19 protein-coding genes, 1 tRNA gene and 1 pseudogene are annotated in these 20,816 nt (G+C 39.8%); 17 read left to right on the top strand and 4 right to left on the bottom strand.

Features of this window, described 5'->3' with window-relative positions; translation table 11 throughout:
* Window positions 1-122: 122 nt before the first annotated feature.
* Together NGR58_RS10265 and NGR58_RS02855 are read left to right on the top strand one after the other, a co-directional pair.
* A pseudogene (locus NGR58_RS10265) lies at window positions 123-2,239 on the top strand (mannosyltransferase YkcB-related protein).
* A 15-nt stretch (window positions 2,240-2,254) separates the two neighbouring features.
* A complete protein-coding gene (locus NGR58_RS02855; protein WP_258088173.1) occupies window positions 2,255-3,244 on the top strand; it encodes a glycosyltransferase family 2 protein in 990 nt (329 codons plus the stop codon).
* A gap of 96 nt (window positions 3,245-3,340) precedes the next feature.
* On the opposite strand, the gene greA is transcribed toward NGR58_RS02855, so the two are convergent.
* Together greA and NGR58_RS02845 are read right to left on the bottom strand one after the other, a co-directional pair.
* Window positions 3,341-3,826 (bottom strand): transcription elongation factor GreA, encoded by a 486-nt coding sequence (gene greA, locus NGR58_RS02850; RefSeq protein ID WP_258088172.1) that lies wholly within the window; start codon window positions 3,824-3,826, stop codon window positions 3,341-3,343.
* A 109-nt stretch (window positions 3,827-3,935) separates the two neighbouring features.
* Complete coding sequence (locus NGR58_RS02845) at window positions 3,936-6,578, bottom strand: YfhO family protein (RefSeq protein WP_258088171.1); 2,643 nt, start codon at window positions 6,576-6,578, stop codon at window positions 3,936-3,938.
* Window positions 6,579-6,760: 182 nt separating this feature from the next.
* Between NGR58_RS02845 and NGR58_RS02840 the strand changes: the two genes are divergently transcribed.
* The 7 genes from NGR58_RS02840 to NGR58_RS02810 all read left to right on the top strand — a co-directional run bounded on the left by NGR58_RS02840 (window position 6,761) and on the right by NGR58_RS02810 (window position 13,123).
* Entirely contained in the window at window positions 6,761-8,815 is a 2,055-nt protein-coding gene (locus tag NGR58_RS02840) for a peptidoglycan D,D-transpeptidase FtsI family protein (RefSeq protein WP_258088170.1), read from the top strand.
* 78 nt (window positions 8,816-8,893) lie between these two features.
* The gene (locus NGR58_RS02835) at window positions 8,894-9,451 is read left to right on the top strand and encodes a 5-formyltetrahydrofolate cyclo-ligase (RefSeq protein ID WP_258088169.1); all 558 of its coding nucleotides are present in this window, start codon (window positions 8,894-8,896) and stop codon (window positions 9,449-9,451) included.
* Entirely contained in the window at window positions 9,448-10,125 is a 678-nt protein-coding gene (locus NGR58_RS02830; RefSeq protein ID WP_258088168.1) for a rhomboid family intramembrane serine protease, read from the top strand. Before NGR58_RS02835 ends, NGR58_RS02830 begins: the two co-directional genes overlap by 4 nt.
* Before the next feature lie 17 nt (window positions 10,126-10,142).
* Window positions 10,143-10,361: a YqgQ family protein gene (locus NGR58_RS02825; RefSeq protein ID WP_075270177.1), complete on the top strand. Its 219-nt coding sequence runs from the start codon at window positions 10,143-10,145 to the stop codon at window positions 10,359-10,361.
* Window positions 10,362-10,470: 109 nt separating this feature from the next.
* The gene (locus tag NGR58_RS02820; RefSeq protein WP_258088167.1) at window positions 10,471-11,445 is read left to right on the top strand and encodes an ROK family glucokinase; all 975 of its coding nucleotides are present in this window, start codon (window positions 10,471-10,473) and stop codon (window positions 11,443-11,445) included.
* 262 nt (window positions 11,446-11,707) lie between these two features.
* Complete coding sequence (locus NGR58_RS02815; RefSeq protein ID WP_258088166.1) at window positions 11,708-12,559, top strand: CHAP domain-containing protein; 852 nt, start codon at window positions 11,708-11,710, stop codon at window positions 12,557-12,559.
* A gap of 174 nt (window positions 12,560-12,733) precedes the next feature.
* Window positions 12,734-13,123, top strand: coding sequence for a rhodanese-like domain-containing protein (locus tag NGR58_RS02810; RefSeq protein ID WP_258088165.1), 390 nt, complete (start codon window positions 12,734-12,736; stop codon window positions 13,121-13,123).
* Between the two features lie 85 nt (window positions 13,124-13,208).
* On the opposite strand, the gene NGR58_RS02805 is transcribed toward NGR58_RS02810, so the two are convergent.
* Entirely contained in the window at window positions 13,209-13,391 is a 183-nt protein-coding gene (locus tag NGR58_RS02805; RefSeq protein WP_075270173.1) for a DUF3042 family protein, read from the bottom strand.
* Between the two features lie 73 nt (window positions 13,392-13,464).
* Between NGR58_RS02805 and NGR58_RS02800 the strand changes: the two genes are divergently transcribed.
* The 8 genes from NGR58_RS02800 (at window position 13,465) to NGR58_RS02765 (ending at window position 19,524) form a co-directional block, all read left to right on the top strand.
* Window positions 13,465-14,094, top strand: a complete 630-nt coding sequence (locus NGR58_RS02800; RefSeq protein WP_258088164.1) for a glycerophosphodiester phosphodiesterase — start codon at window positions 13,465-13,467, stop codon at window positions 14,092-14,094.
* Window positions 14,095-14,102: 8 nt separating this feature from the next.
* Entirely contained in the window at window positions 14,103-15,026 is a 924-nt protein-coding gene (gene miaA / locus NGR58_RS02795; RefSeq protein ID WP_258088163.1) for a tRNA (adenosine(37)-N6)-dimethylallyltransferase MiaA, read from the top strand.
* A gap of 65 nt (window positions 15,027-15,091) precedes the next feature.
* Entirely contained in the window at window positions 15,092-15,436 is a 345-nt protein-coding gene (locus NGR58_RS02790; protein WP_075270170.1) for a MerR family transcriptional regulator, read from the top strand.
* 33 nt (window positions 15,437-15,469) lie between these two features.
* A complete protein-coding gene (glnA, locus tag NGR58_RS02785) occupies window positions 15,470-16,816 on the top strand; it encodes a type I glutamate--ammonia ligase (protein ID WP_258088162.1) in 1,347 nt (448 codons plus the stop codon).
* A gap of 147 nt (window positions 16,817-16,963) precedes the next feature.
* A complete protein-coding gene (locus NGR58_RS02780) occupies window positions 16,964-17,842 on the top strand; it encodes a hypothetical protein (RefSeq protein ID WP_258088161.1) in 879 nt (292 codons plus the stop codon).
* 1 nt (window position 17,843) lies between these two features.
* Complete coding sequence (locus tag NGR58_RS02775) at window positions 17,844-18,866, top strand: hypothetical protein (protein WP_258088160.1); 1,023 nt, start codon at window positions 17,844-17,846, stop codon at window positions 18,864-18,866.
* Window positions 18,867-18,870: 4 nt separating this feature from the next.
* Window positions 18,871-19,386 carry a dUTPase gene (locus tag NGR58_RS02770; RefSeq protein ID WP_258088159.1) on the top strand — a complete coding sequence of 172 codons (516 nt, stop codon included), beginning with the start codon at window positions 18,871-18,873 and terminating at the stop codon, window positions 19,384-19,386.
* Between the two features lie 64 nt (window positions 19,387-19,450).
* Window positions 19,451-19,524 (top strand) — tRNA-Arg (locus tag NGR58_RS02765).
* Between the two features lie 160 nt (window positions 19,525-19,684).
* On the opposite strand, the gene NGR58_RS02760 is transcribed toward NGR58_RS02765, so the two are convergent.
* Entirely contained in the window at window positions 19,685-20,764 is a 1,080-nt protein-coding gene (locus tag NGR58_RS02760) for a site-specific integrase (protein ID WP_258088158.1), read from the bottom strand.
* Window positions 20,765-20,816: the final 52 nt, after the last annotated feature.

Below are 20,816 nucleotides of genomic sequence, written 5' to 3'. Positions count from 1 at the left end.
GCTATTCAAGTTAGGAGGTTAATGAACGACCTGGATAAAGGTGGTTTCTTTTATTAGTTTTCATTAAGTTATTCTTAAGTCATTATATTTAATTCGTACTTGCATAGAAAGAGGTGACTGTTTTGAAAGGGAAACGAAATCATAAAGTTGACTGGTATTTAATTACTATTCTCGTATTAAGTGCCTTTCTATATGGTTGGGGAATTTGGGATTCTGGCAGCGCAAATAGTTACTATACTGCTGCCATTACTTCGATGACGAAAAGCTGGTCAAATTTTTGGTATGGTGCGTTTGACCCAGCCGGATTTATTACTGTCGACAAACCACCAGTCGCATTATGGCTAATGGCGATATCAGCTAAAATTTTTGGTGTCCACGGTTGGTCAGTTGTATTACCTAGTGTCCTGTCCGGAATAGGTAGTGTGTATTTAATGTATAAATTAATTGCACCAAAGTTTGGCCCATGGCCAGGACGACTTGCAGCACTGGTTATGACTTTAACGCCAACAGTGGTCGCTAACAGTCGTACCAATAATATGGATGCGATTTTAGTATTTTTTTTGTTATTATCAGTTTTTATATTGCAGAAGGCAGTTAGTAAGACAAATTTCTGGCTAGTTATCATCAGTTTTGGCCTGGTTGGGGTCAGCTTTAATATTAAAATGCTACAAGCATTTATGATTTTACCAGCCATGTTGGTTTATTACTGGATTGCCATCAAAGTCCCTTGGAAGAAAAAAGTTGCCTGGTTATTTGCTGCCGCTACCTCGTTGGCGATTTTTACGCTTGCTTATCCTGTTGCAGTCGATGCAGTGGATGAATCAAATCGACCATATATTGGTAGTTCACAAAATAATTCTTTGTTAGAACTGGCGTTTGGTTATAACGGTACCGAAAGACTATTAGGTCAATCAACCGGTACAGGGGCGCATTTCCTGGCATGGGAAATGCAAAAAAATCAAACAAAAGGGGGGCGACAGGTGCGACACCAAATGGTAAAGCAACTGCGGGGAAAAAGCCTAGCGGTAAGCCAGTTAATGGTCAGCCAGGTGGCAAGACCGGTCAAGCGATGGGCGGACAAGGTATGCCTAGTCAGAAAGCAGGGGGTCAAGGAACCAAAAGCAAAGTAAAGATGCCTAGTGGTCAAGCAAAAACCGGCAAAATGGCACCAGGTGGTGGTAATAACGCCTTTGCAATTGGAACTGCAGGTCCATTCAGATTATTTCAGTCAGACTTAGGCTCACAAATTGGTTGGTATTTGCCATTGGCAATTCTAGGTCTGTTTGCAGGTCTAGTTGGATTTAAACGCCGTGGTGATCGGTGGTACCAGCTTTCTGATGAGCAAAAGGAAGTTGTCTTATGGGCTGGTTGGTTTGTGCCCGTTTATGGGTTCTTCTCAGTGGCTAGTTTTTTCCACCCTTACTACACGATCATGTTGGCACCAGCGATGGCAGCGCTAACCGCTATTGGCGCAGCTGTTGTGGCAAAGTTGGCTAAAGAAGATGGTAAACGTCCATTAATTGCACGTATTATTGTTAGCGTTGGAATTATCGCGACATTGTATCTACAAGCCTATTATGTCTGGTCATACTATCAAGTCATGGGGATTATCTTGATCATTGTGGCAAGCTTATTAGCCGTTTGGTGGTTGCTACCCAAACAGACGAATCAAGCCGTTAAGATTGTCGTGTCATTGGTTAGTATTATGACTATGGCAGGATGGTGGTCATTAACACCAACGCTATCACATAGTTCAGATGCTATTCCAGCAGCCAGTCCAACCTTATTAAGCCAGACAGGTGGTGGTCAGTCAATGGGCATGGGTAGTGAAGTGAATGCGCAGCTTGTGAACTATACTAAGAAACATCAGGGTCGTGCGAAGTACTTGTTTGCAACGGCGGATTCCAATTCAGCTTCTGCTTATATTATCAAAACTGGTAAGTCGGTCATGGCTATTGGTGGTTACAACGGTACTGATCCGACAATGACCTTGTCAGAATTTAAACAACTTGTTAAGACAGGACGACTAAAGTACTTTGTGACGGGTAATAGTAGTAAGGCAACAAATGGGCAAATCGGTAAAATTATGTCTTGGGTTAAGAAAAATGGGGCATCCGTGAAATACTCATCAAACAAAACAACAAAGGCTTCAAAAGCAAAGCAGACAATACCAACACAAGGTATGGGGATGCAATCACAAAATGCAACGTTATATGATCTATCGAATATCTATCATTAAGAAAGGAGTGTCGCTATGTCATCAAGAAAAGAAAGACCACGTTTAGGTCTGGTCTTACCTGCTTATAATGAGCAAGAGGGCTTAGCAACCACTTTGACCAAGTTACACGATATTAAATTAGGTTTAATAAAAGATAATTTAATTAGCATGGACAGTTTTATCTTAGTCGTTGATGATGGTTCGTCTGATGAAACTTGGTCAATCATCCAACAAAAAGAGCTTACTCACGCCGACTTGATTGGGGTTAAGTTGTCACGAAATTTTGGCCATCAATCTGCGCTTTTGGCGGGGATGACTGAAGGCGTTAAGTTGGCAGACCTGCTTATTACATTGGATGCGGACTTACAAGATAGCCCTGAGGTGATCCAGAACATGATTCTTAAATATCAAGAAGGTAATGAAATCGTCTATGGGGTCAGGTCTAGTCGTCAGGAAGATACTTGGTTCAAGCGCAATGCAGCACTTGGATTTTATAAATTATCAGCTTTATTAGGTGTCGAGATGATTCCAAATCATGCTGATTTTCGACTGATGAGTAGATTGGCAGTTCAAGAACTACTAAAAATGCCGGAAAGGAATGTTTTTTTAAGAGCAATGGTGCCCTTGGTTGGCTATCAATCAACACAAGTGTATTATGAGCGGCACGAGCGACAAGCGGGTCAGTCTAAATATCCATTAAAAAAGATGCTTAGTTTTGCGATTGATGGGATTACAAGTTTCAGCATGCAACCCATTCGAGTGTTATTTGGCATTGGCTCGCCCGTGCTTAGTGTTGCTGGTATTGAAATCATGTATACGATATTTGCTAAAATGCTTGGTCATACTGAGGCAGGTTGGTCGTCGTTAATGATTTCTATTTGGTTACTTGGTGGTGTTAACTTAATTGCAATTTCGATAGTTGGTATTTATATCGGTAAAATATTTACGGAGGTGAAGCATCGGCCACTATTTCATATTGAGGACGAAACTGGTAGTTTTGTTAAGAAAAGCAAACAGGTCGGGTAGACTTTTATTGAGATATTGTCGATGAAAACAATTCATTTTAAGTAGTAAAAAAGGACGAACACGAATTTTTAAAATTCGTGTTCGTCCTTTTTAGAATTAAGCAATTTCAACAGATAGGATTTCAACATCCATGTCAAAACCGTTAGGCAATGTGACTGAAACCTTATCGCCAACTTTATGACCAATTAAGGCCGCAGCGATTGGTGACTCATTTGAAATCTTACCCTCTGATGGGTTAGCTTCAACCGCACCAACGATGCTGTATGATTCTGGTTCTTCATCAGGTAACTCTTTAAAAGTTACTTTCTTACCAACGGCGACTTCATCGTCAGCAATTTCTGATGAATCGATAATTTCAGCGTTATCAAGCATGTTTTGTAATGTTTTAATGCGTCCCTCAACAAAGGCTTGTTCATCCTTTGCTGATGCGTATTCTGAATTTTCCGATAAGTCACCAAAACTACGTGCTAATTGAATGCGTCCAGTAATTTCAGAACGTGTTTCTGTAATTAGTGTATTTAATTCGTCTTCGATTTTGGCTTTTCCTTCGATAGTCATCGGAAATGTTTTTTCTTCAGCCATGACTGTGTTCTCCTGTGTATTAAATAATTTGTTTAGACTAATGGTATCCCCAAAGTTTCAAGATTTACATTACCACGTGGATATACGTGTGTAAAGAGCTTTCAGGGTTTTAAAGCAATGTGTGCCGTCTTTTCTGGCTTTCAGACCATTTAAATCCAAGGATAATCAGTAGAAAACCAAGCGAGACAATGGCACCAATTTTGAAAAGTGGGGTTTTGAATTTAAAGGTTACTTGATGTTTACCAGATTCAAGAGGAACCCCGATGAAGAATTTCCCGACCGTGACAGTACTTGTTTTCTTGCCGTCAACATAAACTTGCCAACCAGACGACTTAGGAATGGTTGTCATCATCATGCTATCCTTTTTGGGCATCGTGATGTCACCGCTGATTTTAATGGGTGATTGTTTTTTGATCTTATAAGGATGCTGCTGCAATGTTTTGGCCTGTTGATTTATTTGGCGTTGATTACCTTGATATAGCGAAACATTTTGTAACCAAACGTCTTTCTTTTTCAATGAAAAAGTTACTTCTTGCGATTGTCCCTTAGCATGCGCTGGTAGTGGCGCAATAATCGTATGACGGTGGCTTGGAATAGCCGGCAATGGTTGTCCATTCAATTGGATTTCTAAGTTGTCATTCGTCACAGCATTACCAAGGGTTAGATAGTATGGGTTATTTGACGTTGGCACATAAGTTAACGTTAACGAGCCGCCTTCATTTTTGTTTTGCTTAGTTAAGTAAGCCCCTGTAATGGTTGCAGGTGCATTCAAATTACTTGCACTTGATTTAGAAAAGTTAGCACTTGTAAAAATATCTTGTTGATTATAGCCGTTCAAACTGCCCCATAAAGTATTTTGATTTCGCAAAGGGTCATTTTCTTTGAACTTGACATTGCGGACATTATCACTGGCAGCGAATCCTAGTGGCAATGCATTGGGATTTTGAGACAAAATTGCCTGTTTTGTTTGATTGACCAACTGATAAGTACCGTTTGTATCAGAACGTGAATAGGTTTGCATATTCGTTGGCGTACCACTAACGGTTGGCTGATTACCAGTGGGTTGTAGTAGATAACGCATCCCCAACAATGAGTCGGTCATTAGCGTACCACTTGAATAGGCAATATAATTGTCGCCCTCAGGTTGTCCGAAGGCTGCCATGATATCACTTTGTTGGTGCTCTAATGCAGAACTAAAAGTTGAGGCACCACGGTAATTACCTTGTAATGGATCACCCTTTGTTCGTTGGAAAGACTGTGCGACACGATAAAAGTCAGTACTACTCTTGGGTAAATGCTTTGTTATGTTGTTAAGGCTGCGAATATATGTCTGATATTCTGTATTTGTGAGGTAACTAAAGTTATTAAGTGTCCAGACTGTACTGGTCGTCATTTCACCAATAACAAGTAAGGTCACGGTTGGTAACCAAAACTTAATTTTCGCAGGTAAAATATGGAGTAGAAGTAGGACAAGAAAGAAACCGCCACCAATGTATAATTGCGCAGCTGTAATAAAGTTCAAGTCGCCAATCCGAGAGAACAAATAGATAAAGACGCTGCCAGCAAGAATTAACAAGGTTAAAAATTGGTACCAAGAAAGTCGTAAGTATGGTGACCAGACTGAAGCCACCAACCATAAGATCCAAAAGCTAAATAGATAAGAAAACCGGTAAGGATACCAAACTGGAAATTGGAAACCATGCCATAAGAGATTTAATGGCGCATACATCATTGAAATAACTAGGATGGCAGTAACAACAAATGCGACGAAACGCGTTTGCCAGCGAATATTTCTGAGTGTGAAGAAGAACCAAAGAATGATGATTGGCAAGCTACCAATAAAAATATTCGGTAAACCGCTGGGCATTTGTTCAAAATTAAATGTTCCTAGGAAAAGTTTGCCTAAGATATCGGTTGGTTGATACTCAAACTGCCAATTTAGGTTAGACAACATGTGTTGCCCTTTACTGTTCATTAAAGTATAAGCGGTTGGTAACCAAACGAGCGTTGCTAAACCGATACTGACAATTCCACCTAGCAAGAACCGGCGTAACATGGTTAACCGTTGTCGCCAACGGTATGGTTGCCAAGTCAAGCGCCAGATGAAGTAGAGGATGAGGAAAACACCAATCATGTAAGCCATATAATAATTGATGATAATGACAGCTGTTAAGGTTACTATGAACGGCCAGCCTTTTTCATGAGTGAGATAGTTTTCTAAACCAGTGACAATCAGTGGTAAGAGAATCGCGGCATCTAGCCAGAGTAAATTCAAATCATTGGCAACAAACCAACCCATAAAAGCATAAGAAATGGCAAATAAGGGGAGGCGCCAACCGATTTGCCAATGCAGTTTACGAATCGCAAAGGCGAAACTCCAGCCGGCCAGACCATATTTTAATACGGTCAGCAGCAGGATAGCAGCTGGTAAGTGGACATTTGAAAAGGGCAGCAATAAAAAATTTGTTGGACTTAATAAATAATAGGCCCAGTCTCCATATGTTTCACCACCTAATCCTTTGGAAAAATCATAAAAGATACGTAAAGGATCGTGCAAAATTGTTTGCCGAAAGCCAGCATAAAAGTCAATGTATTGTTGGCCGAGATCCACGGTCAGGATGGAACTTGATCCGAATGGTGCCATATGACGGCTAGCAAAATAAGCCAGCATAATCGCCATAGGTAATAGAAAACTCATCCAAAGGGCTTTGGTTGATGTCCGCCATTTGAGGGGATTAATATTTTTAAACATAGTAGTTCTCCAAGTTAATTTCAATTATTACTATTAAAACATAAAAATGACAGGCACTCGACTATGATTTATAATCAATTGTTAGAGAGTTTTTAAAAATCCGGTTGTTCTATTAAGGCTTGGTCGTTATGATTTATGCTACAATGGGTAGACTAGAGAATGTGAAGGAAAGGGTTTAGATTATGCGATCTCCTAAGCGCCGTGGTGGCCGTCGTAAAACCAGAAAAGGTTCAATGTCGCGGATACCAGTTCGGCTAAATGTTTTAATGGGTATTGTGATTTTAATGCTAGTAGCATTAGGATGGCGATTGGTTGATTTACAAATCACGGATAGTGCCAAATATAAAACAGAGGTAACTAGCGCTGAATCCAGCATTGAAAAGACCAATGTGCAACGTGGACTAATTTATGATAGTACTGGTAAGGTATTGGTGACGAACAAAGGTTCACAGGCCATTACATATACCAAGCCACGTACAATTACTGATAAGCAGATGTATAAAATTGCCAATCAAGTTGGTAAATATGTCACGATCGACACAAGTTCTGAGGAATTATCGGCTGCTAATTTTGCCAAATATTATATTCAGTCTCCAAAGCACGCTAAAGCAGTTGTGAAGGCTTCTGGTACGAATGCAGCACCAGGAACTGATGCTTATGTTGATGCATTGACAAATTATATTGAAAAACACCAAGCTAAGTTTACTTTAACTGATGACCAAAAGAATCGCGCATTGATTTTCCAAAAGATGTCTAATGCCTATTCATTATCAACGGTTTATCTTAAAGAAGACGACGTGAAGCAGTCAGAGATTGCTAACATCGGTGAACGTCAGTCTAAGATGCCAGGCGTGCGTGTCGGTATTTACTATACGCGTGATTATCCGGGTGGTGGGAATATTAAATCGTTGGTCGGAGGCACATCGACCTCAAAGAGTGGCTTGCCATCTGACTCAGTTAATGAGCTATTAACTAAGGGTTATTCACGAGATGATATTGTTGGAACATCATATCTAGAAAAGCAATATGAAGATACGTTGAAAGGGTCTAAGGGGCGCGTCAAGGTAACATCAGGTAATAACGATAAGACCAATGAAGAAACACTTTACTCGGGTCAAGCTGGTGGTAACTTGAATTTGACGATCAATAATAAATTCCAAAATGATGTCGAACAAGTGTTGAAGGATAAGCTTCCTGGTGGTAATACGACTGGTGCTTATGCAGTTGTGTTGAATCCGAAAACGGGTGGTGTTTATGCCAGTGCTGGGGTAAACCGTGATTCGTCAACGGGTTCAGTAACCTCGGATGCTTTGTCAACGGTTAATCAAGCTAATGTTGTTGGTTCGGTTGTTAAGCCTGCTACGATAACAACTGGCTTTATGAATAATGTTATTACACCACAAAATAGTACATTGACTGATCAGCCAATTAAGGTGGCGGGTACGTCTGCTAAGACATCGTGGTGGAACCAAAATGGTAGTGGTAATATGCCGCTAACAGCGGATCAAGCCTTGATGATGTCATCCAATACGTATGTCATGCAAGTGATGCTGAAATTAGGTGGCTTAAATTATTATGACGGTATGTCATTGTCAACACTACCAACCAGTGTCTTCCAGACAATGCGTGATGGTTTCTCGCGCTTTGGTCTAGGTGTTAAAACAGGAATTGATTTGCCTGGTGAAATTACTGGAATTCGTGGTGAGACTTCTCGTTCGGATATTGGTAAAGCCTTGGATGAGTCATTTGGACAATATGATACGTATACCACGATGCAACTTGCGCAATATGTCGCAACGATTGCGAATGGTGGTTACCGTATTCGTCCACACATCGTCCAGTCAATTACAACGCGTGATCGTGATAAAAACAAAATCACCACAACTATTCCGTCAGAAGTGATGGGAACAGTTAACTGGACATCAGCACAGCGTCAAATGATTTGGGATGGTATGAATGATGTTGTTCATAGTAGTTCAAAGTATGCAACTGGAACTGGTCTAAAGGATATCAAGCCGGCAGTTTCTGCTAAAACTGGTACGGCGGAAACCTTTACGAATGGTCAATCAACATTAACTAGTTCGCTAATTTCATTTGTCCCTAATTCTGACGTTGCCATGGCAATTGTTGTACCAGGGGTTAATCAGTCAGATGAAAATGTTAATCAGAAGATTGCGAAAGATATTTATAAGGCATATTGGAAAGATGTGCAAGATTCAGGATCAGCTAAAAAATAGTTTATAATGGAAGCACCAAATGACAACCAATCATTAAGAGCGGGATAACATTTGGTGCTTTTATTGTATGGAGGAAATATGACAACAAAACTAGTAATTCGCGAGCAGGCTTTAGCTAACTTGGCGGGGATGACTGAAATGATGCAAACTTACCTGATGCAAAACATGGTCAAAAAGGTGACGGCTTTGTCAACTTGGGAGCAGGCACAAGTAGTTGCGTTAACGATGTCACAAGATGAAGAGTTATCCACTGAATTATTAATTCAAATTGCATTATTGCAAAACAAAACAGTCGTCTTACCGCGAGTGTTACCACAACGACAGATGGAATTTACAACAATCGACCAAGATACAGTTTATGCTCGCCATAAATTTGGTATGTTGGAGCCGGTTGGTGGTCGAGTTGTTTCACCAGATGACGTTGATTTTGTTTTGGTCCCGGGACTTGCTTTTACACCAACTGGTGATCGAATTGGTTTTGGTGGTGGTTATTATGATCGTTGGCTACCAAAGACTACCGCAACCAAGGTTGCCACAACCATTACAAAAAATTTATATGAACAACCAACTTGGTCAGTTGAAGCAACAGATCAGCTCGTTGATCAGGTAATTGTATTAGATAAGGAATCCAAATGAGAAATTTTAAAATAAGTTGGCAACAAGCACCAATAACTGTTTCACTAATTATATTAATGGTCGTCATTTTTATTGGCGAAGTCATCATCAGTGGTCAAATGGCGGTATCAACTCCCGCGCTCTATCAACTAGGGGCAATGTTTAAACCGGCAGTTGTGTACATGGGCCAGTGGTGGCGGGTGATTACCGCAGGCTTTCTCCATGTAACGCTAATGCATTTGGTGCTTAATATGATTACACTGTATTATGTTGGCCGACTATTAGAACAATATTTTGGCAGTGTGCGATATTTGATCGGCTACATAGCTGCTGTTGGACTGGGTAGTTTGAATTCACTAGCCTTTGGATCCGCTAATGCAATATCTGCTGGTGCTTCCGGTGGAATTTTTGGTTTGTTTGGGATGATTTTTCTAATGGGATTGTTGGACAAACAGGGATTTTGGTTAGCGCAAGCGAAGACGTTAGGCTTATTTGTTATACTGTCCTTAATACCTGTTATTGGTGGATCGAATATTGCAATTAGTGCCCATATTGGTGGCTTAGCTGGGGGCTTTTTACTTGCACCACTTTTGTTGAAAAAAAGTCAGGCATCAAATAAACAAGTCATAGTGGCTGCGTTGGCGCTGATCGTTTATATTGGCATTCTACTAACAGTCGGTTTAAGCATTCGCTAAATTGAGGAGTAAGAAACATGAAAACTTTTTTAGATGTTTTACAATTACTGAAAAAATACGATATTTACATTCACTTGGGTAACCGTTTGTGGGACATTGAATTGGCCGCCATTGAAGTTGATAATTTATATAAGGCGGGCTTACTAGAAAACAAAAGATATGCGCAAGTGAAATTAGTATTAACCCATGAGCATGAGATGGAAGAACGACGCCAAGGGATTGAATCAACAAAATAATTTGTAAACGGTTTCACAAACCTATTGTATAATGTCTGCGTTACCGGTATAATGGTCTTGAAAGCGTTGGAGATTTTATAATATTTTTTTGAAAAAGAGGTTTTAAGTCATGGCGAAAGATAAATTAATCGGGATTGATTTAGGTGGTACCACAATTAAGTTTGCAATTATGACTGCAACTGGTGATATTCAACAAAAATGGTCTATTCAAACCAATATCCTTGATGAGGGTAGTCACATTGTTCCTGATATTATTGATTCAATTAACTATCATCTTGATCTGTATCAATTAGATAAAGAACGTATTATTGGTGTTGGTATGGGAACGCCAGGAACTGTTAATGAAAAAGACGGTACCGTCCAAGGTGCCTTTAACCTGAATTGGAAAGAATCACAAAATGTTAAGGCCGATTTAGAGACTGGCTTAGGGTTCCCGGTCGCAGTTGATAATGATGCCAATGCAGCCGCATTAGGTGAGCAATGGCGTGGTGCTGGTAACAATCAACCGGAAGTTGTCTTTGTGACGCTTGGCACAGGCGTTGGTGGTGGCTTAGTCAATGAAGGAAAAATGATTCATGGGGCTAAGGGTGCTGCTGGTGAAGTTGGACATATGATCGTTGAGCCTGGTGGGTACCAGTGTACTTGTGGTAACTATGGTTGCTTAGAGCAATATGCATCTGCTACTGGGGTCGTTCACTTAGCACATGATTATGCTGATGCTTATGCTGGTGATTCAAAGTTAAAAGCGATGGTGTCAAATGGTGAAGAAATAACATCAAAAATAGTGTTTGATCTCGCTAAGGAAGGTGATTACCTAGCTAATGAAGTCGTTGATAAGGTGGCATTTTACCTTGGCTTGGCAACGGCAAATATTGCTAATTTGTTGAACCCATCAGCAATCGTTATTGGTGGCGGTGTGTCAGCAGCAGGTGATTTCTTACTTACTCGAGTAAAGAAGAATTTCAATGATTTTGCTTTCAAGATGACACGTCATGTGACGGAATTGAAACTAGCTGAATTAGGTAATGATGCTGGTGCTTATGGTGCTGCTTCTTTGGCATTGCAAGCACAAGCTGAAAATTAAAAAAAACTTTGGATAATTTGTAACATTTTGTTACAAATTATTTTTTTGTAAAGAAGACATATTATTCTTAATGAAGTCTTTAAAATTTGTTTGGAAACGTTGGTGTATCAACATTTTTGTGAATAAGTAAATTTGTGAATAACAGGAAAACCCTAAATTTTTATTAAAATACTGTTATATCAATGTAACTCGGATGTTAAATCAGTTTGCTATTATAAAAACATCGCTGAGAGAGCAATCACAAATCAAGGGGAATAAACAAATGACTTCAAATGTACAACGTTCAAACAAGGGTTGGCTTATTGCCGCTGCTACTGCTGCTGCCGCTGCAATTTTGCCTATGACACAAACTACGACTGTTTCTGCTGATGAAACAAATGACAGTAATGATACACATGCTTCATGGCGTGCAAAGACTGTTGATGATGTTAAATCAGTTTTGCTAACAGCTGGTAAGGAATACACTGTTCAATCAGGTGATACACTTTCAACAATTGCTTCTGCAACAGATTTATCAGTTGACGAAATTGCATCTGCCAATGGTGTGTCAGACGTTAATTCAATCCATGTTGGCGAAACTTTGAAGTTAGACGCTTCAGCAGCCACAGCAACTAACACAAATGTTGCACCTAAGGCTGATGACACTAAGGTCAATGCTGAAGCCACTGCTAAGAGTGCCGACACTCAAGCTCAAAAAGCAGATACACAAACTCAAAAAGTAGAAAAGACTGCTGCGACATCAACAGTACAACCAACTACTGTGTTAACGGCAACACACGCTGCACCAACTTACAGTACAGCTGGTAATTCATACCCAGCCGGACAATGCACATGGTTTGTTAAAAATGCGCTATCATGGGTTGGTAACAACTGGGGAAATGCTTCTGGATGGGGCGCATCTGCCGCTGCTGCCGGACGTACAGTTGATGGTCAACCATCAACTGGTTCAGTAGTTGTCTTTGGTGCAGGTTCTCAAGGTGCTGGTGCTTTGGGACACGTTGCTGTCGTTGACTCAGTTAATGGTGATTCAATCACAATTTCTGAAGGTAATTATGCAGGTATGGCTTATCATACACGTACAATTTCTGCTTCAGGTTTGACATTCATCCATTAATTATTACCCTTAAATAATAAATGAGCAGTAATTTAAAGCAGAAAGGCCTGGGACAAAAGTAAATGTCTCAGGCTTTTTGTGTAAAAATGTATTAATTATATTTTTAGAAAAGATTTCTGATGGAATTTTTGATATGATGTGATAAGTATGAGTTAAGAAATGGGGAATTATAGCATGTGGATAACGCTATTTACGATTATTTTACTTTGGTTTTTGTGGTATGTTGGTAACAAGTTGTGGACAAACAGTTTGTTAAAGAAATCTGCTACTGTACTTTTATCTGAGGACTTTGAGTCACAAAGTCACGGCTATGACATCGTTGATATCCGTGAACCAGCCAAGTTTAGATCAAAACATGTTTTTGGCGCACGTAATATTCAATATGTGATGTTGAAAGAAAATCATGCGGCTCTTCGTAAAGACAAGCCAGTCTTTTTGTATGATGAAAATATGCAAGTTGCTGCTCGTATGGCAAATATCTTGAAAAAAGATGGCTACGATCAAGTGTATGTCTTGAAAAATGGCTTTGCTGATTACAAGGGTAAAGTAAAGTCTAATCAATAAAAATAAAACCAGCTCGATGATGCATTAATCTTATCAATCAAAGGTTAATACACCATTTAGCTGGTTTTTTGTTATCATGTAGTTATTAGAAACGGCTACCGTGTGATTGGGCAGCTTTGCGAGCAGACTTACGCTCAGTTTCTTCGAATTTTTCTTCTTCATCGATAACCGGTTTAACGGCAACCTTGTGGAAAGTGACAGCAGCTGTTGCTGCGGCTGCAACGGTACTTGCAACGCCGGTAAGGACGCCGACCCCAAATTTTTTCATACGATGATCCTCCAAACTTTTACTATAACTATTTTAACATATTTAACAGCATTTAATAAATAGAGGTGTTAAAATGCATTTACCAAAAAAAACTATTATTGCCCACCGTGGTGTCCATGATCGTGGCACAAAAGAAAACTCTTTGGCCGCCTTTCAACGGGCAATCGATATGGACGCCGAGGGCTTAGAACTTGATGTCCAACTGGCTAACCAGCGGTTGGTTTTAAAGCACGATATAAACGCAGAAGAAACCAAGAATTTACCAACTTTTAAGGATTTTCTGGCCTTAATCAAAGCATCGCACTACGATGGCTTTTTGTTGATTGAATTAAAGGGTCGTGACGGCGCAAAAGAGCTATACAAGCAGTTGCAAGCTGCTGGGGTATCGAATCAACTGATGTTGCAATCATTTTGGGAGCAACCATTGCGTGAATGGCGGGCATTAGATAAGCGCATACCAATTGGCTATTTGCGACATTATCCCAACCGACTTTGCTGGCGATTAGCAAAAGATAAAATTATTCAACAAGTCAACTTAGATTATCGTTATGCTCCCTTACGACTATTATCACCATGGTGGTTGCCAACCTATTGGTGGACGATCAACCGTCCAAGTGTGACGGGACTATTGATGCATCTCAATGTTTCGGCCATTATTACTGATGATATCAAACAAGCACTGAAGTATCGAAAAAGGAAATAGAATTAATTATGCAAAAAATTGTTGTTATTGTCGGTCCGACCGCTGTTGGGAAGACAGCATTGTCCATCAAATTAGCCCAAAAGTTTGATGGTGAAATCGTATCCGGTGATTCAATGCAAATTTATCGTGGCTTAAATATTGGGACAGCTAAGGCAACGTCGGTGGAACAAGCAGCAGTCCCACATCACTTAATTGACATTGCCGATGCCGATGAAAATTATTCAGCAGCAAAGTTTGTGACGGCGGCACAAGAAGCAATTGCTGATATTAGCAGTCGTGGAAAACTGCCAATATTAGTTGGGGGAACTGGGTTTTACGTACAAGCTTTATTGGGAGACCGGCCTTTAGCACAGACACCGGATATTGATGATCCTGATTTTGTGCAACATTGGACAACAGTTGCTCATACGGAGGGAGAACAGGTTCTCCGAGATGCTCTAAAAAAAGTTGATTCAGTAAGTGAAACGCGCATTTTACCAGGACAAATTCGGCGTTTAGTACGAGCGTTATTAGTTAGTACTCATACTGGACAGCCTTTTTCATCGTTACAACCTGAACCTAACCGTCAATATGATGCCCTGATTATCGGTTTAACAACAGATCGTCCATTGTTGTATGAACGCATCAATCAACGGGTCGATAACATGATGGCGTCAGGTATTTTGGATGAAGCGAAACTAGTTTACCACCTACCTGATGAGAGCACGGCTAAACGTGCCATTGGTTATAAAGAATTATTTGGATATCTTAATGGCACTGCCACTTATGACGAGGCAGTGGTAAAATTAAAACGGGCCTCACGTCGTTATGCGAAACGCCAAATGACTTGGTTTAACAACCAGTTCCATGATATTCACTGGTATGACTTAGTACAACAACCAGCGCAGTTAGACCAAATCATAGACCAATTAACTGACTTCATGTTAGAATAGGTGACATTGATGATCACCAACGCGCACGAGCGTGGTAATATGCTAGTCATAGGGAGGTCAGTGATATGAGTGAACGAGAATTACGACGTGATTTAGCTGTCTTACCAATGAGCGTTGTGCGGGAATTAACAGGTTTGTCAGATCGTCAAGTACGTTATTATGACCAGCAAGGGTTGATTGAGCCTCAAAGAGGGGCAGGTAAACAGCGTCGTTTTTCATTGGACGATGTCGATCGTTTGCTCCAAATTGCTGAATATTTGGATGCTGGGTATACCGTTGCTGAGATTCATGAAGTTGACCAAAAGCAACAAAGAAAGCATACGAAAGAACCTTCGGAGGAAAGTTTACGTCATATGTTAGCTGATGAGTTGTTAAATATCGGACGGCTTAACGGAAAACAAAAATTTTAAGAGTGTTTTTATAGTATAAAGGAGAATTGAACGATGGCACGTAGAGCATACACAAAAGATGATATTCGACAGAAAATTGCTGATGAAAAAGTTGAGTTTTTACGTTTACAATTTTCAGACGTATTTGGCAACATTAAGAACGTTGAGGTGCCAGTATCTCAATTAGAGAAGGTTTTAGCTAACAAACTAATGTTTGATGGCTCATCCATCGAAGGGTTTGTGCGTATTGAAGAATCAGATATGTACCTTTATCCGGATTTAGACACATTTATGATTTTCCCATGGGCAACTGACGAACATGGTGGTAAAGTTGCTCGTCTAATTGCCGATATTTATACAGCGGATCGTGAGCCATTTGAAGGAGATCCACGTAATAACTTAAAGCGTGTTTTGAAGCAAATGGAAGCTGATGGTTATACAAAGTTTAACCTGGGTACTGAGCCTGAGTTTTTCTTGTTGAAGATGGATCAAAATGGTAAGCCAACGATGAACCTAAATGATAAGGGTGGCTATTTTGATTTAGCACCATTAGACATGGGAGAAAACACTCGTCGTGAAATCGTGCTTGAAATGGAAAAGATGGGCTTTGAAGTAGAAGCTGCGCACCACGAAGTTGCACCAGGTCAGCATGAGGTTGACTTTAAATATGCTGATGCATTAGATGCTGCTGATAATATTCAAACATTTAAGATGATTGTTAAGACCATTGCACGTAAGCATGGTTTGTATGCAACCTTCTTACCAAAGCCAATTTCAGGTATCAATGGTAATGGTATGCACGTTAACATGTCTTTGTTCACTGATGATGGTAATGTTTTCTATGATGAAAACGGTGAGTTGCAATTATCTGATACGGCATACCACTTCTTGGGTGGTATCTTAGCACATGCGGCTAACTATACGGCTATTACTAATCCAACAGTTAATTCATATAAGCGTCTAACACCTGGTTATGAAGCACCTGTTTATATTGCTTGGTCAGGTTCAAATCGTTCACCTATGGTTCGTGTGCCATCATCACGTGGTAACTCTACCCGTCTCGAATTACGTTCTGTTGATCCTACAGCAAATCCATATTTGGCATTCGCTGCTATCTTGGGAGCAGGGTTAGATGGTATTGAGCATAAGTTAGAACCAAAACATGCAGTGGATCGTAACATCTATTTGATGGATGAAGCGGAGCGCCGTCGTGCTGGTATTACCGACCTACCTGATACGCTATTCGAAGCAGTTAATAAGCTAGAAGAAGACGAAATTGTTATGGCAGCCCTTGGTAAGCATATGGGACGTACATTTATCGATGCTAAACGTCTTGAGTATCAAGCCTACCGTCGTGAAGTTTCGCAGTGGGAAATTGATACTTATCTAGAACAGTACTAAAATTGTTAAAAACTTATAAAAACAGCGCTAACTTGTACACAAGTTACGCTGTTTTTTAAGTTTAGGTTGTATGATAGTAGTAGGCTATTATTTTAATAGCTAAATTTAATCAATTTATCAATTATTATAAAAATAGGAGGGGTTGAGATGGAAAGTACGCCATACATTCAGACAGATTTACCGTCGAATCAATCCGTGTTACAACAAAAGTTGCAGACGAAACTAGATTATTTAACTAGTATTCAATCAGCGGTTGTTGCGGGGGACGACCGACAGATATATGAGTTATTAGATAGCCAAAAGTATGATTTAAAAGTACGTCAAAAGTCTGAAACAGAAACAAATCGCCCATTGGCAGTTTTGGTAGACGATATGAAAGATGAATTAAGTCATCATCTAGGACAAAAGTTAATCAACTATTTGTCTGAAAAATTTCCTTTCTTTTATTATGAAGAAACCCAACTAGGTGTTTTCCAGCTGTACTTTGGAAACTGGTGGGATCGTCGCCATTTTGGTATTCTAGATCCCTTGGCGGTTAAATTTATTTTTAATGATGATGAGTATGAAAAATTAGAGAAAGCAGTTGAACTATCAGCACATGGTCAACGTTATAATTCACAAGTAATTGAAGATACGACGCGTGCGAATGAAACCTTGCAAAAAGTCGTGGATGAACAAAACCAACGTGATGCTGAACGTACGCAACTTTTGGCGCAATTGTCATCATCTGAAGAACGTGGTGGCTTATTTGGTAATCGTGGTCAGTCTGAGCAACGTGAAGTTTTGAAGGAACGTTTAAAGCAGCTCGATTCAGCTGATGCGAAGGCGCAAACAGTGCCAGCCTTGATTGCTGAAAATAATACGCAGATTTTGAATTATTCTAAAGAAGATACGATTTTAATTTATGAGCAACGGGCAATTACCGATACATTTGGTACATTTGATGAATTCCAACAAGCAGTTGGTAGTTTATACGAAAATTATGTTGGTAGTTTAGCTGCAGCAGCTGAAGAAGGAGGTGTTTAAGATGACTGAGCACCTACAAAAGCGTGTTGATTCATATGTCAAAATTTTGGCAGATGATATTGGCCGAATTCAACAATTGCTGGCACAAGTCAATGAATTAGCAAATGCGACTGATCCAAACAAAGTTCATTTATTAGCACAACAATTAACCACAGCAACTTTAGATACAGAATGGGTCGTTGTGCCACGTCAATACTCACAGGCAGATTGGTATATGTTAGCTCTTGATCGTTTCTTGAGTTTTGCTACCGTTACTGATTATGATATCTTGACGCCAGCCGAACGTGAAGAATTAACATTGGTATTTCCAGAGTTAGATATACCAGCAACTTTCCAATTTGAAGTAAACCATGATCAAAATGGTGGAGCCTACTTTAAAGAATTAGGAACTAATAAGCGGTTATTCTATTGGTCACTAACTCGTAAGCAAATCTTTTTCAATGCTGAATCAATTACAGATTTGTTAGTTGAGAATTTTCGAAAGAAAACGACCGTTGCCCGTATTCGACCATTGGTTACGTTGTTAACTAATTTTGGTCGTTATATGGCAGCTACGTTTGGTTATCAAGTTGATTACAATATTTTGGAAACGACAGATGACTTTCTATATCCGCTACGCCAAAAGGAGATGCCTGCAGGCATATTGGATCGTTTATTCGTCTTATCCGCCGATTCAGATTACTTCTTACAAGCAATTCCTAATGGTGCTGGATTAGTTTTGGAAAATAATGTTGAAGTTCGTGTCTTTTATGTTAATGATGCAACGGCAAATGATGCGCAACGGTGGCATTTCCAAGTCATTGATGGTAAAGACAGCGTGTCGTGGTTAGATGTATTGTTGGATTATGATTTTATTGGTGCTTGGTATCTTGTTGAGCGACAATTCATTGAAGTTGAAAGTGAACCATTGGTTTTCGATCAGAACTTACAAGAGGTTGAAGCCCGTGAGGCTGAAGCTAAAGCAGCGGCTGTGCAACCAGAAGTTTTGTCGCCACAATCAGTAGCGCCTGCAGAGGAGCCTTAGTCGTATGACGGAGTTAGATATTGCAAAATATTTGCGACAAACTAGGGACATGATGCACGGAGTTAGTGCACAATGGGAAACACCAATTGGTCCGAAACAAATTTTATTGAATGACTATCTTAACTTAGATGTCAGTTTAAGTGAGTTGACATTCAAAACGCAATCGGTATTATTAAATGTCCCTGGTAAGCAACCACGGCAAGATGAACAAGAAGTGTTAGCTTTGTATAGTCAAGCATTTGTTCAGTTTTTGACGATTAGTTTGCGACAACAGTGGACGCATTTAATGGTTATGACTGATGAAGATATTGCACAATTTGGTCGTTTTCCACAACGGCATTTAGCTCATCAATTTATGGGCATTAAGACGATGTTGTTAAACAGTTATCATCAAAAACGTCAAGCAGACTTTTCGCATGCTTGGCGGTCATTCTTGAAATTAGGTTTAGTGGAGTTAGGTATTTCGCAAGCTGATCTCCATAAAGCAATCCAGAATAATTTTAATGACAACTATGCTTGATTCATTATGCAAATAAACGTACAATAGATGAGGCGGATGCATATTCGTTCCATCTATTTGATATGCAACTGTAGCACAACTGGATAGTGCACTCGGTTTCTACCCGAGCGGTTGTGGGTTCGAGTCCCACCAGTTGCATTTAGGTACATTTTAATAAATCATTGATAACCCTTGATATACCAGCTTAAACGTTGATGTATCAAGGGTTTTCTTTAGCTTTAAGGATCCTTTTGAGTGTCATCAAATATCATTAAATATCAACGGAAATCATGAAATTTACTGCCGATTTACTGCGCATTTACTGCAAGTTTTCTAGCAGAGAAACCGAGTGTTCATCCTCGATTGAGCGTGTTCTATCAAGCATGTGAGTGTAAACTTTTAGCGTCATTGAAACAGATTGATGTCCTAAACGAGCAGAAACATATTGAATGTCAACTCCATGAGATAACAACCAGCTGGCGTGGGTATGTCGCAATCCGTGGAATGAAATAATTTTAGGTGAGTGAGTAAGCTCTAATAACCGTTTTAAGCGTTTGTTTGCGCTGGCACTTGTAATCGGTCGTTTATCGCCAAAAACGAAGTCAGCGGAGCTATGAGACGGTTTCCAACTAAATAAATCATTTAGTAAATTTTGCGGTACACTAACAGTTCGCCGTGAAGCTCTGGTTTTAGGTTCCTTGATGTTCCTTTCAAACTGATCCCATGCTTTGTTAATGTCAATTGCGCCAGCTTTAATATCCGACCAAGTAAGACCTGCTAACTCTTCATAGCGTGCACCAGTATTTAGTGCTAGTAAAATCATCTCGTCAGAGTCAACACGTTCAGATAGGGGAATTTCTTGAATGTAGTTTACTAAGGCTTTCATTTGTGGCTCCTCAAGAAATTTTAATTCTGCTGATTTTCCATCTTTACCAATCGCATTCAAACCATTCATTGGATCCTTGAAAATCAACTCATCATAGATAGCTGATTTAATCGCCTCATGGAGTAGTGAACGTGTTTTTCTGACTGTAGCCGTGGCATACTTTTCGCCTAATGTATTAAGAAACTTTTGTGCAATAGGACGTGTGAGACCCTGCAATGTGACTGCTGGCAGATATTGTCGCAGGTATGTCTCAATGTGTGCATACCACTTGTAGGTGGCAGGGGCTTTATCTTTCTTATACACCGTGTACCAGCTATGAAAATAATCAGCTAACGGTTGATCTTTTGCCATGCTAACACCATGGGTTTGTTTTTCAGCTTCCATTTTGGTTGCCCACGCTTTGGCATTTGACTTCGTTTTAAAACCAGATTTGGTTTTTGTCTTGAACCCTGTATCAGTTTTTACAGATATACTGGCAGCCCAACCTTTGTTGCGTCTATAAATACTTGCCATATTAGTTTAAACCTAACCTTTCATGTAAAAAATATAGATAGTTTACCGACAT

Source organism: Weissella fangxianensis (assembly GCF_024718545.1).
Classification (GTDB): Bacteria; Bacillota; Bacilli; order Lactobacillales; family Lactobacillaceae; genus Weissella; species Weissella fangxianensis.
The sequence above is the reverse complement of the archived record's forward strand: the minus strand, read 5'-3'. Positions and strand labels throughout refer to the sequence as shown.

Coding starts and splice junctions, on each gene's coding strand:
- NGR58_RS02835 (WP_258088169.1), top strand. CDS start 8,894: ATGACAACAAAACTAGTAATTCGCGAGCAGGCTTTAGCTAACTTGGCG.
- NGR58_RS02800 (WP_258088164.1), top strand. CDS start 13,465: ATGCATTTACCAAAAAAAACTATTATTGCCCACCGTGGTGTCCATGAT.
- NGR58_RS02780 (WP_258088161.1), top strand. CDS start 16,964: ATGGAAAGTACGCCATACATTCAGACAGATTTACCGTCGAATCAATCC.
- NGR58_RS02790 (WP_075270170.1), top strand. CDS start 15,092: ATGAGTGAACGAGAATTACGACGTGATTTAGCTGTCTTACCAATGAGC.
- NGR58_RS02820 (WP_258088167.1), top strand. CDS start 10,471: ATGGCGAAAGATAAATTAATCGGGATTGATTTAGGTGGTACCACAATT.
- NGR58_RS02810 (WP_258088165.1), top strand. CDS start 12,734: ATGTGGATAACGCTATTTACGATTATTTTACTTTGGTTTTTGTGGTAT.
- greA (WP_258088172.1), bottom strand. CDS start 3,826: ATGGCTGAAGAAAAAACATTTCCGATGACTATCGAAGGAAAAGCCAAA.
- NGR58_RS02775 (WP_258088160.1), top strand. CDS start 17,844: ATGACTGAGCACCTACAAAAGCGTGTTGATTCATATGTCAAAATTTTG.
- NGR58_RS02840 (WP_258088170.1), top strand. CDS start 6,761: ATGCGATCTCCTAAGCGCCGTGGTGGCCGTCGTAAAACCAGAAAAGGT.
- miaA (WP_258088163.1), top strand. CDS start 14,103: ATGCAAAAAATTGTTGTTATTGTCGGTCCGACCGCTGTTGGGAAGACA.
- NGR58_RS02760 (WP_258088158.1), bottom strand. CDS start 20,764: ATGGCAAGTATTTATAGACGCAACAAAGGTTGGGCTGCCAGTATATCT.
- NGR58_RS02825 (WP_075270177.1), top strand. CDS start 10,143: ATGAAAACTTTTTTAGATGTTTTACAATTACTGAAAAAATACGATATT.
- NGR58_RS02845 (WP_258088171.1), bottom strand. CDS start 6,578: ATGTTTAAAAATATTAATCCCCTCAAATGGCGGACATCAACCAAAGCC.
- glnA (WP_258088162.1), top strand. CDS start 15,470: ATGGCACGTAGAGCATACACAAAAGATGATATTCGACAGAAAATTGCT.
- NGR58_RS02855 (WP_258088173.1), top strand. CDS start 2,255: ATGTCATCAAGAAAAGAAAGACCACGTTTAGGTCTGGTCTTACCTGCT.
- NGR58_RS02830 (WP_258088168.1), top strand. CDS start 9,448: ATGAGAAATTTTAAAATAAGTTGGCAACAAGCACCAATAACTGTTTCA.
- NGR58_RS02805 (WP_075270173.1), bottom strand. CDS start 13,391: ATGAAAAAATTTGGGGTCGGCGTCCTTACCGGCGTTGCAAGTACCGTT.
- NGR58_RS02815 (WP_258088166.1), top strand. CDS start 11,708: ATGACTTCAAATGTACAACGTTCAAACAAGGGTTGGCTTATTGCCGCT.
- NGR58_RS02770 (WP_258088159.1), top strand. CDS start 18,871: ATGACGGAGTTAGATATTGCAAAATATTTGCGACAAACTAGGGACATG.